Source organism: Leuconostoc rapi, from assembly GCF_016908715.1.
Classification (GTDB): Bacteria; Bacillota; Bacilli; order Lactobacillales; family Lactobacillaceae; genus Leuconostoc; species Leuconostoc rapi.
The window spans coordinates 85,295-101,150 of the sequence record NZ_JAFBEK010000003.1 but is presented as its reverse complement, the minus strand read 5'-3'; the positions used below and the strand labels follow the sequence as shown (position 1 = coordinate 101,150).

General features: G+C 34.9%; 16 protein-coding genes. All 16 read right to left on the bottom strand.

Annotated features, from left to right (window positions below; translation table 11 throughout):
- Positions 1-40: 40 nt before the first annotated feature.
- The 16 genes from JOD28_RS04340 to JOD28_RS04265 all read right to left on the bottom strand — a co-directional run bounded on the left by JOD28_RS04340 (position 41) and on the right by JOD28_RS04265 (position 15,720).
- Entirely contained in the window at positions 41-1,192 is a 1,152-nt protein-coding gene (locus JOD28_RS04340; protein WP_204769651.1) for a glycosyltransferase family 2 protein, read from the bottom strand.
- Between the two features lie 305 nt (positions 1,193-1,497).
- Positions 1,498-2,499, bottom strand: coding sequence for a polysaccharide pyruvyl transferase family protein (locus tag JOD28_RS04335; protein ID WP_080968809.1), 1,002 nt, complete (start codon positions 2,497-2,499; stop codon positions 1,498-1,500).
- The gene (locus JOD28_RS04330) at positions 2,492-3,901 is read right to left on the bottom strand and encodes a lipopolysaccharide biosynthesis protein (protein ID WP_204769650.1); all 1,410 of its coding nucleotides are present in this window, start codon (positions 3,899-3,901) and stop codon (positions 2,492-2,494) included. The genes JOD28_RS04335 and JOD28_RS04330 overlap by 8 nt, the downstream gene beginning before the upstream one ends.
- A gap of 38 nt (positions 3,902-3,939) precedes the next feature.
- On the bottom strand, positions 3,940-5,040 hold the full coding sequence (locus JOD28_RS04325; protein WP_048592255.1) for an EpsG family protein: 1,101 nt from the start codon (positions 5,038-5,040) through the stop codon (positions 3,940-3,942).
- An 18-nt stretch (positions 5,041-5,058) separates the two neighbouring features.
- On the bottom strand, positions 5,059-6,126 hold the full coding sequence (locus JOD28_RS04320; RefSeq protein ID WP_204769649.1) for a glycosyltransferase family 4 protein: 1,068 nt from the start codon (positions 6,124-6,126) through the stop codon (positions 5,059-5,061).
- Positions 6,123-7,097 carry a glycosyltransferase gene (locus JOD28_RS04315; protein WP_048592257.1) on the bottom strand — a complete coding sequence of 325 codons (975 nt, stop codon included), beginning with the start codon at positions 7,095-7,097 and terminating at the stop codon, positions 6,123-6,125. The genes JOD28_RS04320 and JOD28_RS04315 overlap by 4 nt, the downstream gene beginning before the upstream one ends.
- Positions 7,090-8,007, bottom strand: a complete 918-nt coding sequence (locus JOD28_RS04310) for a glycosyltransferase (protein WP_048592258.1) — start codon at positions 8,005-8,007, stop codon at positions 7,090-7,092. The genes JOD28_RS04315 and JOD28_RS04310 overlap by 8 nt, the downstream gene beginning before the upstream one ends.
- Positions 8,001-8,789, bottom strand: a complete 789-nt coding sequence (locus JOD28_RS04305; RefSeq protein WP_048592259.1) for a glycosyltransferase family 2 protein — start codon at positions 8,787-8,789, stop codon at positions 8,001-8,003. Before JOD28_RS04305 ends, JOD28_RS04310 begins: the two co-directional genes overlap by 7 nt.
- Positions 8,770-9,405 carry a sugar transferase gene (locus JOD28_RS04300; RefSeq protein ID WP_048592260.1) on the bottom strand — a complete coding sequence of 212 codons (636 nt, stop codon included), beginning with the start codon at positions 9,403-9,405 and terminating at the stop codon, positions 8,770-8,772. Before JOD28_RS04300 ends, JOD28_RS04305 begins: the two co-directional genes overlap by 20 nt.
- A 35-nt stretch (positions 9,406-9,440) precedes the next feature.
- Entirely contained in the window at positions 9,441-10,199 is a 759-nt protein-coding gene (locus tag JOD28_RS04295; protein ID WP_204769648.1) for a CpsD/CapB family tyrosine-protein kinase, read from the bottom strand.
- Between the two features lie 18 nt (positions 10,200-10,217).
- Positions 10,218-11,111: a YveK family protein gene (locus tag JOD28_RS04290; RefSeq protein ID WP_048592262.1), complete on the bottom strand. Its 894-nt coding sequence runs from the start codon at positions 11,109-11,111 to the stop codon at positions 10,218-10,220.
- A 22-nt stretch (positions 11,112-11,133) separates the two neighbouring features.
- Positions 11,134-11,901: a tyrosine-protein phosphatase gene (locus tag JOD28_RS04285; protein ID WP_204769647.1), complete on the bottom strand. Its 768-nt coding sequence runs from the start codon at positions 11,899-11,901 to the stop codon at positions 11,134-11,136.
- Positions 11,902-12,062: 161 nt separating this feature from the next.
- On the bottom strand, positions 12,063-12,788 hold the full coding sequence (gene trmD / locus JOD28_RS04280; protein ID WP_204769646.1) for a tRNA (guanosine(37)-N1)-methyltransferase TrmD: 726 nt from the start codon (positions 12,786-12,788) through the stop codon (positions 12,063-12,065).
- On the bottom strand, positions 12,788-13,309 hold the full coding sequence (rimM, locus tag JOD28_RS04275) for a ribosome maturation factor RimM (RefSeq protein WP_204769645.1): 522 nt from the start codon (positions 13,307-13,309) through the stop codon (positions 12,788-12,790). The genes trmD and rimM overlap by 1 nt, the downstream gene beginning before the upstream one ends.
- Before the next feature lie 26 nt (positions 13,310-13,335).
- Entirely contained in the window at positions 13,336-13,830 is a 495-nt protein-coding gene (locus tag JOD28_RS04270; RefSeq protein ID WP_204769644.1) for a methylated-DNA--[protein]-cysteine S-methyltransferase, read from the bottom strand.
- Between the two features lie 96 nt (positions 13,831-13,926).
- On the bottom strand, positions 13,927-15,720 hold the full coding sequence (locus JOD28_RS04265) for a DNA-binding protein (protein ID WP_204769643.1): 1,794 nt from the start codon (positions 15,718-15,720) through the stop codon (positions 13,927-13,929).
- Between the last annotated feature and the right edge of the window lie 136 nt (positions 15,721-15,856).

Here is a 15,856-nt window from a genome sequence, read left to right as displayed (position 1 = left end):
ATGCTCGTGCATTTTACATCAAAGAATGGTGTCCATTAACTTAGTTCGAACCAAGAGTCTTTTCTTTCTTTAGAAAGTCAACTGGAATTGCGCATATTCGTCCATGGATTGACAGTTTTTTCACTGTCTCGCCATTAATGCATTGTATGTTCTGCACCAATGATTTCTCGCCTGAAAACAATTCTGTCTCTAAGTTCGATAATTCCTCATAGCTCATACCATACTTAATTCCCAGAACCATCCATCGTGATTCTTGGCGAACTTCGCTAATACTTTGTGAATCCATACGCTCATTGATTATTTTTCTCAAACCAGCAATTAGCGTTTCTCTCTCTTGTTCATTTTTCTGAAGCTTAATAATTTCTATCACAGTTGTATATGAGCTATTAAATAGTCGACCAATATACATTGCCTTGAGCTTAGATTGCTGTGCCAAAGACCAATTAGGAGACGCCTCAATAATATTGAATACCTCCGATAAGATATTGAGGTATTTCCAAGGCTCATTGTAAGTATAACTTGAGCTCTTGCCCAGATTACCAAAGTCTTCTCGTTGGTTCCAATAATAGTAATCTTTATCCGCTAAGATGGAAATTTTTCTCGAAACAGAATAGGCTTTCATATTGAAAACTTGATCTTCTTCGACTGGAATATAACTACTGTCAGGGAATTTAACATCATATTGATTTAACATTGCCCGTCGATACATCTTATGTGGTGCTAACGTACTGAGAATATGATCCGTTATGATGCTCGCGTCTTTAATGTTCGTGCCGTTTTTAAAGGGAACCTGTGTGCCGTTGTACATTTTGCCTTCAGCGTATTTGCCAATAATGACATCAGAATCATCGCCAGCAAATTCAACAAAAGTCAACAAGGTGTCGTCCGCCAAATTGTCATCTTGATCCATCAGCATGATGAATGTCCCACGTGCTTTTTCTATCCCATGATTTCTTGGAATGCTTGGATAACCATGATTCTGCTCTTCGACAACTATTCGCAAATGCTTAAGTTGACTCTCATATTCCCGAATAATGTTTAATGGCTTGGTACTCTTATCATCAACAATAATTACCTCAAAATCATCTTGGTTCATTGTCTGTCTGACCAGAGAGTCGAGCGCTTTTCTGATATAATCCCCAGCATTGTAGTGTGCTATAACAACTGATACTTTAAATTCATCTTGATTCATTCTCAGTCTCTCCCAAATCCTTAAATACTATGTTAACAAATATGGTTATTAAACATTAAAAAATTTCTTTCTCTACATAAAAAATGAAGGGGATACATTAATCTTGTTATATTTGGCTGTATTTCTATTTCATTTTAATATTTATTATCTCAAGTCTACTTACTGAACACTTACAAACAGGGTACATATAGTTTACAATCAACTTGTCTATTACCCATTTTTGGGACGTGTAACTCAATAATCAATTTAATTACTAGAATTTTTATTATGTCTATATTACAATAAAAGTTTTCAAAACAAAAGCATTAAATTTCAGAAATAAATTGACTTTTCCATCGTTCAATTTGATCAAAAGGAACATGTATGTCCATATCAAAATTACTATTTATCAAAGCATCTAGTTTAGATATATTTTGATAATTAAGAGTCTTTAAATTTGTATCTCTGGCAATTTCTCGGGCTCGATTATCTACTTCAATAATAACTGTTCTACGTCCATGCTGGAGGGCTCTAATTCCTGCATGTAAGCGTGTTCCAACATAATCTGTATCTTCTTTATTTAATACATTATCTAAGGCTTGTAATGTGGGAGAAAGCAACATAATTCTGTCTTCCTTGGCAAAACCTAATTCTGTTAACAGATCAATGTCAGCAGCTGATTGAACCCATAGAAATATTTGCTGGTAATTTTTAATTAAGATCAACAACATATCGCGATAAGATTCCAAAAATTCTTGGTCACGCCTGTAATCTGTCAATGTCATAACCACTGTACTCGATTTTGTCTGTTTTATATTTTGTAAATGTTCAGGTGTTAAGTCCCACATAGTAACACAAGCAGTATTGATTGAATCTATTCCGTATTCTAGCATCTTTTTCTGTGTAAAAGAATCGCGTACTGAGTGCAAAATTTTGTCGTTCATTGAATTTTTGTATAATTTTTTTTGAGCAAAAACAAATGGAATGTCTTTTGTCCGTGAATATTTTCGATCAGATTGCCACCCCACAGCTAAACCAATCACATCATTTATAGACTTACTATCTTTAAATCCGAACCTCCACTGGGCTCTATTTTTTCCAATATATCTTCCACTTAATAGGTTTGTACCTCCCAAAAAAGTATATGCGGCCTCTCTGTGCCATTCATGAGTTTTTTTGCCTATTGTTTCATGTGTTGATGCATTTATAAAAAAATCATCAGGAAATATTTTGCGTAGCTGTTTTTGGACAGAATCCATAATTATGAAGTCGCCCATATTTTCTGTATTGTTGCTTGTGTCTAATAATAATATTTTTTTCCTAGACATGTTTAGATTTTCTCCTGTTTATTAATTTCTTTATAGAATAAAAAAAGTCTTTGTTAAGATAAAGCATTAATAATAACAATAGTGTATTCCCTATAGTTTCTATTCTAGAAGAAACTAAATCACTGAACAACACAATAATCATTAAACCTAGTACAATGTGATCACAAACTAATAAGATATAATTTATTTTAAAGCTAACTAAATTTCTAGTATTTAATATTCGGATAACAGCAATAACAAAGAACCCTATTGCTCCACCCACGATTACTCCTTGAACTCCAAATATTCTTACAAGAACTAGTCCTAAAAGTATATTAATTCCCATTCCCAAGAACGTTGTCACGGTTATCATTGTGGTTTTTTTTGCGGCAATATATGTCGTACCTACGAAAGATGAAACATTCGAATACATAACAGTGAGGAGTAGAAATGGAACTAGTTGCCAAGAATTATAAAAGTTTGTCGAAACAAAGCACTTCATTATATCTTTAAGAAAAAGTAAAATGGTTGCATTAAAAATCATTGAAAACTCAATCATGCGCTGCAGTACAATCGAATAAAATTCACTCCTATCCTTAGCATCAAACTCTTCTACAGCAGATATTTGCCAAGCTTGTGCAAATATAGAAAAAAACATAGAAAAAATAGCTGGAATCTTGTTAGCAACAGCATATAAACCATTCGCTGCTGGACCAACAAAAGCTAAAATAATGATACGATTAGCGTCATTTGTTAACCACCATGACATGGCATTGGGAATCAATGGAAAACTATATCTCATCATTTCACGAATCTTTGCAATGCTAAAATACTTTATTTTGAAAAAATATGATATTTTTCCGAAGATGATAATGAACACTATACCCGCAACTCCAGATATGATTGCTGAAATCAGATATCCTTCCAATCCCAAACGAAACTTAACTAAAAATATTAGATTAGTTACCAACAAACATATTGCATTTACTATGCCACTCAATGTAAAAATCAAAACTTTGTCGACTACTTTCATGAAATTAGAAAGTAACGAGTTAACAATCGAAATTGAAACTGATATCATCAAAAAGATAGCAAATTGTTGTCCAACAAAAAACGATACTGCTGGAATTAATAGAGTTGAAACAAATACCCCGATTATCGTTACAATAGCACCATTAGTAAATACCTCACTTCTCTCTGACTCAGGGTCCAAAGTAAAACGAAATACAGCATCTGCAATACTAACTGCAAAAATAGGCGTTAAGACTGTAATAGTTGTTGTTAATACATCAGCAATACCAAATTCAGATTGTGATAAGAAATGGGTATATAGTGGAACTAAAATTATTGCTGCAAATTTTGACCCTAAATTGCCTATTGATAATATAAGGGTATTTGTTATTAATTTTCTTGCTTTACTCATCGTAAATTATCGAAGCTTCTTACAATTCTTTCAATTAACTATTGTATAAACTTTAAAATATAAAATGTATATGAACCCATCATTCCAGGAATATCATACAAATATCCTTCAGCAATTATTCCCAATATAATAGAAAGTGAAAAAAGTATATACTTCACTCCATCTCCCTTCTTTAAATTTTTAATTGTTGTAGTACTAGTTACTAAAATTATTCCGCACATCATTGAATTTCTTAATATTCTCTCAAAAGCAAAAGAGCTAAAAATTACAGGAATTCCTATCGCACCTATTAAAAATAAAAGATACAAGCTTTCATCTTTCTCTGTGAGCGTGCTATCATCCATTTTATCTTTTATTATTATCTGCAATACATGAAGCATAAATAAATAGCTCGCAACCATAGGTATAGTATATACGTTAAATATGCCTGCTGAGTACGTTTGTAGCGACTCTGAAATACCATTTCTTTCAGAGAAAAATGATAAACTTCCAATATACTGGGATAGTAATGATATTGATCCTGTTGCCCACAATAGGACCCCCGCTGCCGTTATAATATATATTAATTTAGGTATTATAATATAAATTTTTCTAAAATGAATGGCACGAAGAAGTACAAATAAGTAAAATATTGACCCTGTTGAATGGAATAAAGATGCTACATAAATCAGAGCTATAGCTAATAAATAACGTGAAAATGTTCTCTTTGTTAGCACAGCACATGCCATTAACACAAATGTCAACATAAAAAAATTTCTTACTTGAGTCGCATCACTCAAAAAAGGAAAAAAAGAATAAATTAATATAAAAAAATTAGGATTATTAGAAAGGGCATTCACACTAATATAAAACAAAATATAAAATACAAAAAAAGTAACTGTCCTAAATGTAGTGTAATCAAATCCATTAGTATAAAACCAATACGATAAGTTTAAATAACCGGATTCGAATATACTTGTACTTGGATTCATTGAAAATGTTCTCATGTAAGCTGCTGTGTCAGCAGAGTGATCAACAGAAACCGTACCAGCTAACCATGCTAGTATCAATATTCCAATCAGTCCAATAATTCTTTTAATTATCTTGTTATTAACAAACGATCCTATTAAATTAAAAAACCAACCAGTTAAAAATAACATATATACTAACCTCAGAGTTCAGTTTGTAGATAAAGCAGCCAATAGAATTTGTACCGAGTTATTAATATCATGTTTCTCTACACTATGAAGAGCTCTCTTTGCATACTTAACTCGACTTTCTTCATCGTTTAGAAAATGTATCACCTCGTTAACATATTGGTCAAAATTATTAACATCAACTAATTTACCCTCAATATCATTTGTAATATAATCACGTAAGCCACCAATATTACTTCCTACAACCACAGCTCCAGAGGCCATTGCCTCCATTCCAGTTAGGCTCCATCCCTCAAGAATTGTTGGCATCAAATAAACTTTTGCTTCTCCGTATAATTTACTACGCAACTGATTTTGAGTTGGTTTTTGAAAATATTGAACGTAGCTAGGCAAGCCAACGGGCATCTCACCTGTTCCAAACAGATACACCTCTAAGTCAGGGATTTGCTGTTTTACTTTTTCTAGTACACGCAATCCGAATTTTGTTCTTTTTGTTGGCTCGCCATGATTTAGTATTGTAACTACATTTTGTCTTTTTTCAATTTGTTTATCTATGTAAAATATGGAATGATCATAAAAATTAGGTACCTGTATTGGATATTCTTTTGTAACTTTATAAACTTCCTCACCCAACCATTTTGCAATTACTATTTTTTTTAATGGCAATAGATAGGTTTGTTTTAATTTTTTTTCCCCTAAATTCCATATTTCGTAATTTTGAATAAAATAATATTTTTCACCAACTTTATCAGAAAACCTAGATAATAACGTAGCAGTTTCTGGCGATGTTGCTATTACCTTATCGTAATGTAACAAACTATCTTGTTCGATTAAGTTTTGGACGATTTTTATATCATTATTTAGAGGAAACCACGAAACATTCTGACTATTTCCTTTACGACCTAAATACTTTTTCAAGCGTAGTTCTAATTTTTTAACCTTCAGAATTTTTTTACTATATGGATGATACATGAATGCAATCGTTACTTCATGACCTAACTCCATCAGTTCATTTGCATACTGATAGATTATTTTATAACCGCCTACAGGAGTATCATTGTTTCCTGGCAGTATAAACGCTATTTTCATTTTTTCACCTTATTTAACCATACAAAAAATAGAGTTATTCTTTTATGACGCCACCAAATATCTTTTTTTATTTCTTTCAATATTTTATGTGTTTCTTTGAAAGAATGTTTTACAGTTATATCATTATATTTTTTTAAATGATCCATTATATCTGTAGAAACACCAAATTTTTTGCGAAGTAAAAAATTATATATGCTAGCATTATTTAATAGAATAGAACTGATTAGTTTTCGTAAATCAGTTATTTTTTTTATAGGATTACTAGCACTTCCTTTTGCGCCCACAACATTATTTTCATGTTGTCTATAATTTAACAGTGGTTCATTAATTAGAATATTTTTACCCAAAATTTCAATCAGCAAACCTATTGCTGCATCGTGCATCGCAACATTTTTTATTTCATTTTTTGACAATTGAAGTACTATTTTAGCAGCTTTATTATTTATAGCATAATTGGCGCCCGTTATACGGAATCCCCATGTTAAAAATTCCACGCTTAAAGGTCTATTTAACCAATCATACATTTGTGACATTTTAGTTCCTTTAGATTTCCCCTTATCATCTGCAATCCAAGCATCAGAATAAATTCCAATAACGTCATTCGAATTACTTTTATTATAAACTTCAATAAATTTTTCAACTTTATGATTTAGCCAAATATCATCTTGGTCACTAAAAAAAATAATATCATAATCTGCTGACTGTTTTAATAACTCAAAGAAAGATCTAACAACCCCAATATTTCCCAATTGATCATCTAGAATCTCTATTTCCTTATATTTTTTTTCGTAGTTCTCTAAAGTATTTTTAGTAGCATCTGAAGAACCATCATCTCTTATTATTAATTTCAAGTCATAATTATTATCCGGATACTTAAAAAAGCTCTGATTCAAAATAGAATCAATTTGCTCTTCTATAAATTTTCCTCCGTTATATGTTGAAATAATTACCGCTATACTAATTTTATTCATTTTTTTCTTTCCCTATAACAATTGGACTCTTAGAAAATAGTCCTATAAATAATCCCTTGTTAAACAACAGACTTTTTTTAAAAAAATCTTTGTTTTCAAAGAAAATATAAATGCCGTGTGTTATTATAGTTCTCAAAACAATACTTAGTAGGCCTTTAACATATCTTTTGTTTGACTTGTAAAGCCAAATAGAGTTTCTTGCTATTGTAAATCTTCTTAGAGGGCTGTGATTTGTATTCCAAAAGATGATTTTTCCAAAAATTTTGATAGGTTTTCTTTTCCCTATGGGATGCTCAAGTAGCACTTCGTTGTTTTGTATAATATCATAACCCGAAATCAATAATCTTAAATCAAAATCTGTATCAACCGCATCAATAAACAGTTTTGACGTCATCCCACCAGCCGCACTCCAAGCCGATATACGAATCATCGCCCCTGAAGCGATGGGTATCGCCACCTTTCGTGTCTTTTTACTATTTTCTTGTTCTAAGTTTTTAGGCTCGTAAATTTTTAATTTGTTTTTTCTATTATATGTTCTTGCTTCAATATAGCAATTGGTATTCAAATCTTTAATCCTCGGGACAACCATGCCTATTTCGCTACTATCTAGAGAATTGTACATGTTTTTAAAAAAATTTTTAGGAATCATTGAGTCTTGATCAAAAACAGTTACAAAAGTATATTTGTCTTCCTCAGCCTTCGCAAAGGCCATATTTTGTGCTTCTGCTATTCCAACATTTTTTCCCATTTCTATGACTAAAGGTGTTACTTCAGCAAGGTAGTCAAGTTTTTTTCCGTTATTGACCACAATTACATCAACATTTTGAGATTCAATCTCTTTAATCATTTTTTCCAAATGAGCAGTATCAGGGTTATATGAAACAATTGCTGCTACAATTTTTTTTACCACAGTCTCCACCCCCATTTATTAAAGTATTTAATCATGCTTCTTATCATTAATTTTGCTCCACCGATAGAGTGGTTTCCACGTTGCCATTCATGCATAACTTCAAATTCAGGAGAAAAAAATGCCTTCCCCTTTTCATTAATAGCTTTTGTCAAGTCAGTATCTTCCATATATAAGAAATAACGTTCGTCAAATCCACCTATACTTTTCAAGGCCGAAACTCGAAGAAACATAAAACATCCAGTTGCATTCTTTATTATTTGTTCACGATTATATCCATCATTCAAATGTATAAATTTTGCCTGACGTTTTTTAAACCAATTAGGTCCAAAAAAACGAACGGCTAAATCAAAAACTGTTGGCTCATTCCTAGTCAAACGTTGAATGTTTCCGTCTGGAAATAAAACTAATGGACTTAACAAATTTATATCTTGACGTCTGTCCATGTACAAAACCATATTACGAATGAGCCTTTCCTGTTTAGGCGTTGTATCTAAATTCATTACAATATGATACTGACTATTCGTTTGTTTTATAGCTTGATTATGTCCATATCCGAATCCTTTATTGCTATCCAACAGAATTATCTTTAATTGTGGTTCATCTTCAGAAATTTGTTTTAAGATATCGTCCGTTCCATCCGTCGAGTGATTATCAATAATAAAAATATTGGTAACTTGGCTAGTTTTGAAAATTGGTAGTAGTATGTCCAAACGCTCTTTTAGAACATCAGCATTATTAAACGTAACAATGGAAACAGAAACATCAGAAAGGCTTTCGATCATGTGATTCCTCCAAATTCTCAACATCTCTGGTCAGTGTTTCTTTAAACACACCGTCACGCTTCAAAACAGAAACAAACGTTTCCACTGTCAATAACATATCTACCTTAAAACTTAAGTGTGCTGCATACTTCGCATCATAAGCTGCCTTATCTTCATCGGAAAGATTATTTCGACCATTAACTTGTGCTAATCCCGAAATACCTGGTAATACTTGATCAGCACCGTTCTGTTTTCGCAAAGACAATACCTTTTCATCAGTCTTAGCCAGCGGACGGGGTCCGATAAAGCTCATGTCACCCTTAATAATATTCCATAACTGCGGTAATTCATCTACTGATGTTTTTCGAATAAGCATACCAAAAGGCGTCACATAGCTTGTAATGTCTTTAAACTCTGAGTTTGCTTTTACCGGTGCTTTGTTAGTCATTGAACGAAATTTATACAACGCAAAAGGCTTCGAATTTCTACCGTAACGTTCCTGAATAAATAGAACTGGGCCTTCCGAAGTCAGTTTAATAATAATTCCAACAATGATTAGTGGAATCAATAAAATGATTAACATGGGGATTGCTAGCAATAAATCAAGCAATCGTTTAACAACTTTTCTATAAACCAATAGTTCTCTCCCATCTCCCAATATACGATTATCACTTAAGCCTTGGTTTCTCCATAACCGTAGCCATATCCGTAACCAGCACTGCCCTTCTTTTTACGACTCTGATCATTATAAATAAATCCAAGTACTGGTGCTTCAGCAATTTTTAAAATTTCGTGTGTTCGCTGTAAAGCACCCTTGTTTGTTTTGCCACCATTAACAACAATGGCCACACCATCCATTTTCGACATCAACACTTGTGCATCCGTAACCATCAAGAATGGCGGTACATCAAAGATAATCATATCGTAGTGTGTTTTTAATTGGGTAATTAAGTTCGTCATACGACCTGACCCCAAGAGCTCCGCTGGGTTAGGTGGTATTGGTCCTGACGGCATGACGTTGAGGTTATCCATGGCCGTGCGATGAATAATTGCCCCAACCTCTTTTTCAGAATCACCAAGATAATTCGTTAGCCCACTAGCATTTTTATTCAATCCAAATGTCACAGCCACCGTAGGACGGCGCAGGTCAGAATCAACTAGTAACACTTTCTTCCCTTGTTGCGCGTAGGCAACAGCTAGGTTAGCTGTGACCGTTGACTTACCTTCTGAAGGTAATGCCGAAGAAATTAATAACGTTTTGATTTCACCTTTCGCTACTGAGGCGAATTCGATATTCGTACGCAAGGTACGGAATTGTTCTGACACAGGATTTTTTGGTTCTGCTGCGGTAATTAAGCGAGCGCCTTTGGTCATTGTCTCAACGGACAGCTCATCTTTACCAACAGCTCGTCCTTTATTAAAAAAACTCATTCTGCTCTCCTAATCTCTTTAATCGCGATCCAAACGGCCCAAACGTGACCGTGGTGTTTTATGACTCTCTGGTTTAGCAATCTCTACCTTTGGTGACATACTGAAGTGCTTAATTGGCTTAACATGACCAATAATACCAAGGTTCGTCATGCCAAATGCTTCCGATATTTCATCCGGTGACTTAATGGTTGTGTCAGATAATTCTTTAACAAGCATATACAAGAATGTTAATCCGCCAAGTACAACCAATCCTGCCAAAGTAAACAACTTAACATTTGGTGCAACCGGTTGTTTGTTAGCCTTCGCTGCATCAATAATCGAGACGTTATTGATTTTCATAAAGCCACCAATTTTATCTTTAAACGCATCGGCAACTTCATTGGCCACATCGGCAGCTAGTTTAGAATCTTTGGCTTTGACGTTGATTGAAAAGACTTGCGAATTAGTTTGGTTACTGATAGAAATCATACTTTTTAACTCTTCAACACTTAGATTATATTTTGTCTTCGTTGAAGGCTTTGTAATTCTCTTTTTTGCTGGTGTTACTAGACGTTGTGTACCATCAGCAAGCGTTTTGTACTCAGCATCTTGGGCCTCTTGTACGACAATTGGTGCTGGATTTTTTAATTCTTTTGATACAGTTCCTAGAACATTGCTAGAAATAATCAAATTCTTATATGTATTAATCAGCTGCACGTCAGCCTGTTGATCAGACAAGTTAGCAGTTGCGGTACTCGTGTCATCAGCAGATCGGTTAACCAACATACTTGTTGAGGCACTGTAGGTAGGTGCAATGACAAACTTAGCAATGCCATACCCAGCAGCTGCACCAATGATTGCCATCACAACAATTGAAAAGAAGTGTTTTCGAATAATCTGCCATAATTGACGTAGTTCAAGAACATTATTCATAGTTCATTAATCTCTCTATTCTCTAAAATTTACTAAAAAACTTACGTTTAACGATTGGTTCTGGAACCAAGCTCGTGACATTATCACCATCAAGTATTGCTTCAGCATTAGTCTTAAACAATTCTTGATAGTCCCGTCCCATTTGTTTCTCTAATTTTGCCATGGCCTCAACCATCTCGTAATCACGATTTGGTAAGTCATGCGCATCAGAAACAAAAACATGAGCCAAGTTATGCTTAATAATTTCTTCGGCAAACTTCTCAACTTTTTTACCAAAGGTACCTACATAGGAACTTGCTGTCACCTGCGCCACCGCACCTGCTTCAATCAAATCAAACAAAATACTTGGTGTAGACATTATTTTAGTATTTCGCTCAGGATGAGCAATTTCTACAGTAATACCACGTTGCATGACTTGAAAAATCATATCTTTACTATATATAGGAACATCGTCATCTGGAAACTCCAGTAGAAGATAGCGGTTACTTTCATCAGCAAACAAAATATCATCATCATCCAAAGCCTGCAATAAGCCACCATTGATACGTACCTCCTGCGAAGGAAATACTTGGAGTCCAATGTCATTATTATCTAGGTGTTTTTGGAATTCTGATGTTAGTGTGATGATATCATCTTTATGGTTCACGTAATGGCCATTCATATGATGAGGCGTCATTAAAGCGGCTTTAATGCCACTATCTGCCGCTGCTTTTGCCATGCGTATAGATGCTCGCATAGACTGCGAACCATCATCTATGTTTGGTAATAAGTGACTATGTAGGTCAATCATCTATTCTCCTCACGATACTATCATGTTCAATCACGCGTTAAACTGCACTTCTACACTATACCAATATTCTTAAGATATAACTATGACATTAATATTACAAAAAAAAGCACATATTTATGCGCTTTAAAAATAATTAAATTAATCAACTGATTCAACCACGATTATTCCTGTTTGATATCATCTAATAAATCACGTTCTTGCTTGGTTAGTTGGCGATTTGCTAATAAATCTGGGCGCCGTTGCCACGTTCTGCGTAGTGACTCTTTCAGACGCCATTCAGCTATTTTAGCATGGTTTCCACTCATCAACACTTCCGGTACACGGCGACCACGAAATTCAGCGGGTCGTGTGTATTGCGGAAATTCTAACAGGTTATCCTGAAAAGAATCTTCTTCCGCGCTCACATTATTCCCCAATACATCAGGCAAAAAGCGCGCTGTCGCATCAATAATGACCATGGCACCGAGCTCCCCGCCCGTCAATACATAATCACCTAATGAGATTTCATCATCGACTAATTCACGGATACGTTCATCATAACCTTCATAATGACCCGCAATAAACGTCACATGTTCTTTTTGCGCTAATTCCTCGGCAACATGATGGTCAAATTTGCGACCTGCTGGGTCTAAAAGCACCACATGCCCTTTATCGCCTGCTTGTTTTTCAACAGCCGACATAGCATCAAATATAGGTTGTGCCATTAACAACATCCCCGCACCACCACCAAAAGGATAATCATCGACGTTATTATGTTTGTTATCCGTGTAATCGCGAAAATCCGTCACATGAAAGTCTAACGCGCCTTTGTCGATTGCCTTACCTAAAATTGATTGTTTTAAAGGTGTAAACATATCTGGAAATAAACTCAAGACATCAATACGCATTAATCAAGTAATCCTTCCAACGCATCAATTGTAATCAGCTTATGCGCAATATCAACTTCCTTAACCACATCGTCAATCATTGGAATTAAAGCATCTGGTTGACCAACACGTTTTACAGTCCAAACATCATTGGCACCTGTTGCCATGATTTCAGACACAACGCCAATGTCGTTGCCATCAAGATCGACAACACGACTATCAATAATTTCATCATAATAGTACTCGTCGTCATCTAGTTCTTGACGTGCTTCACCATAGACATAAATATCATGTGTCTTATATTTTTCAATTTCATTGATGTTTGTCACACCTTCAAATAAGACCAACCACATATTTTTATGTAATCGTGAGGATTGTACCTTCACAGGTACAAATCCTTGCTTCGTATCAATTTGTAACTCAGCGCCCTTTTTAAAGCGGTCTGCTGCAAAATCAGTGATCGCCATAATTTTAACTTCGCCACGGATACCGTGTGTGTTGACAATTGTGCCAACTTTAAAATAATTTTCTGTATTTGTCATAGTGTTATTATATCAGATTTTTACCGTCACTTTGCTAATATCAGCTGTTGATCTAATGCTAATATTGCTTGTTTAATCACTGAACCATAGCGAAACTTGCCAATGCCACCACTTTTTGGCAAAATACGATGGCACGGATTGATAATTGTTAAAGGATTTTTACCGACAGCCGATGCGACTGCTCGAATGGCTGTTGGATGTTTGGCCCGCACTGCTAATTCTGAATAAGTCAATGTTTCAGATAATTTCATCTCACGCATGGCTTGCCACACATCACGTTGAAATGACGTTCCCTTGAGATACGCTGTTTTGAGTTGGGTCCAATCCACAAATTCACCGGCAGAATAACTTTGAAAATAACGCATTTCTGGTAGTTGAGCACGTGTCACTTGTTCATCAGGATAAAAAGCATAAAAATCAGCACAGGCATCATCCGCCAAGCTAATAAAAACAAGCGCATCATGACTTTTAAAAAGGGTCAATTGCCGGTCTAAAAACGGTGACGTGTCATAAGTTATCATTGTGTCTACCTTTCTAGTGTTTCAGTATGCTAATTATACGCCATTTTTTATATCACTTCTATATAAAAAACGGTTATCACAAATAACCGTTTTTTATCATTTCAAATCTTTAATTGTTATATCGTCAATCGTTGCTATTTTAGCTTGATCCAAAACATTGGCCTTAAATGATACATCATCCCCCGTCTTTAAGAAAACGACTGTTGGATTGCTATCAGCATCAATTTTAAAGACAGTTGGTTGGCCATCAATCATAAAGTTAACAATTGTTGTTTTCCCATCATTAATCAGTGCCACACGAGACACTTTACCAGTAAATGTCTTCTGAGTTTTTGGATCTGTTGAGCGATTATTTGAACCAGACTCTGCCAAATCTTTTCGATAATCATCTAATGATTCTTGAGCATTATCCCCATCAATCACAATATCATTATCAATTGCATTAATATAGACATATTTCTTAAAAATACCCTTTGTGTCTAGTAATGAGACTACCCATGTTGGCGTGCCGTCGATATTATACAAAATCGGCATATGCGCTTGCCACTTCTTCTCAGGATAAATCTTATCTGCAATACTAATGGCACCATCTGAATCCATGAGACCGGATCGCGTATCACGATAATAAGTTAGGCGGCCTGTTCGCGCATCAACTAGTGAATAGCCCAAAGCTGAATCTTGATCATTGTTGCCAGATGTGAAATCCGTAAAGTATACCAAACGACCCTTTGAGTCGATTAACGGTGTGATTTGACCACCAGAATAAATTCCGTTATCCGTTGGCACCTTCACATCACGTTTTGCCCCTAATGATGTTTGGTTCCACCAACCCTTTTGGTAACGACCGTAAAATTCATTCATTTGATTAGCCGCAGAACTCGTAATCGGCGCATCAATGAATTTTGGTGCTTTGTTAGCATCATAAATTTTAACCTGACCTGTTTGTGCATTGAGCACAGCAGTCTTAAACTCATTAAATTTCATACGACCAGACACACCATATTCTCGGTATAAAGTCTGAACGTAGTAAGGAACACCCTGATCATCAATTTCTAAATTCATGCGACCTGTACTAGCATAGGTTGGTGCTTTAGCATAGATTTTTCGAGCGGCATCATCATTGAGATAAGCTGACGTTGTGTACTTCAAGCGTTCTTTGACAAACCTAGGCTGCGCATTAACGTCTGTTGCACTAATAATGAAATACCCTGGGACGTATTTATTTTTAAGCCATTTGAAGAACCCGTTAAATTCGACTGTTGCAACATAAACATACTCACCATTAACAGTTTGTGCGGTAATACCATCTAATTCATACATATTTGAATTTGGAATCACACTAAATTTTTGCTGCATTTTACGTTTTGCGGTATCTGGTGCCAGTGCGATTGGCATGTCTTTAGCTGAAGTCAGTAATTCCGCTGAACGCTTTGTTTGCGTGGGAATAGATTCATAAACATTATCAATACTTGTAATTTTTGTGACAAACGCTGTCGCACCAACGATAACCCATAATAAAATTGGTACGATCGCAACAACTGTATAACGTCGCAAAAAATGGACCTCTTTAGCAGGAACATTCACATTACGCGCATGTTTATGATTATTTTCTTGACCCAAATCGCGTATTTTATCTACAGCAGACAAACCAACATTGCCAATAAAATTAATGACTGCAGCTCCAATAGCTAGAAACAGATTAATATTTAACAACGCTGTCATGTTCTTCGGTGGCATTTGAACATATAACGCCAGATAAATCACAAGTATTTCAATGAGTGTCGTTAGTATGAACCATTTAGTCCGTCGGCTAATGATCAAAGCAACCACGTTCATCAATAGCAACCCAATACTAAACACAAGGGTGACATTAATAAAATTCAATAACATAAAAACCTCCAAATAATGTGTCGTCACCATAAGATAACTGACCTTAATGCGATACAACTCTTTATATCATTATAAAGTAACCGTTATCACAAAGATAGTCTACATGACTAACAACTCATTTTTGTGCATTAAAAAA

What these genes read in the sequence shown, in the direction of transcription:
- JOD28_RS04340 (WP_204769651.1), bottom strand. Translation starts at nt 1,192, where the DNA reads ATGAATCAAGATGAATTTAAAGTATCAGTTGTTATAGCACACTACAAT.
- JOD28_RS04335 (WP_080968809.1), bottom strand. Translation starts at nt 2,499, where the DNA reads ATGTCTAGGAAAAAAATATTATTATTAGACACAAGCAACAATACAGAA.
- JOD28_RS04330 (WP_204769650.1), bottom strand. Translation starts at nt 3,901, where the DNA reads ATGAGTAAAGCAAGAAAATTAATAACAAATACCCTTATATTATCAATA.
- JOD28_RS04325 (WP_048592255.1), bottom strand. Translation starts at nt 5,040, where the DNA reads ATGTTATTTTTAACTGGTTGGTTTTTTAATTTAATAGGATCGTTTGTT.
- JOD28_RS04320 (WP_204769649.1), bottom strand. Translation starts at nt 6,126, where the DNA reads ATGAAAATAGCGTTTATACTGCCAGGAAACAATGATACTCCTGTAGGC.
- JOD28_RS04315 (WP_048592257.1), bottom strand. Translation starts at nt 7,097, where the DNA reads ATGAATAAAATTAGTATAGCGGTAATTATTTCAACATATAACGGAGGA.
- JOD28_RS04305 (WP_048592259.1), bottom strand. Translation starts at nt 8,789, where the DNA reads ATGATCGAAAGCCTTTCTGATGTTTCTGTTTCCATTGTTACGTTTAAT.
- JOD28_RS04295 (WP_204769648.1), bottom strand. Translation starts at nt 10,199, where the DNA reads ATGAGTTTTTTTAATAAAGGACGAGCTGTTGGTAAAGATGAGCTGTCC.
- JOD28_RS04290 (WP_048592262.1), bottom strand. Translation starts at nt 11,111, where the DNA reads ATGAATAATGTTCTTGAACTACGTCAATTATGGCAGATTATTCGAAAA.
- JOD28_RS04285 (WP_204769647.1), bottom strand. Translation starts at nt 11,901, where the DNA reads ATGATTGACCTACATAGTCACTTATTACCAAACATAGATGATGGTTCG.
- trmD (WP_204769646.1), bottom strand. Translation starts at nt 12,788, where the DNA reads ATGCGTATTGATGTCTTGAGTTTATTTCCAGATATGTTTACACCTTTA.
- rimM (WP_204769645.1), bottom strand. Translation starts at nt 13,309, where the DNA reads ATGACAAATACAGAAAATTATTTTAAAGTTGGCACAATTGTCAACACA.
- JOD28_RS04270 (WP_204769644.1), bottom strand. Translation starts at nt 13,830, where the DNA reads ATGATAACTTATGACACGTCACCGTTTTTAGACCGGCAATTGACCCTT.
- JOD28_RS04265 (WP_204769643.1), bottom strand. Translation starts at nt 15,720, where the DNA reads ATGTTATTGAATTTTATTAATGTCACCCTTGTGTTTAGTATTGGGTTG.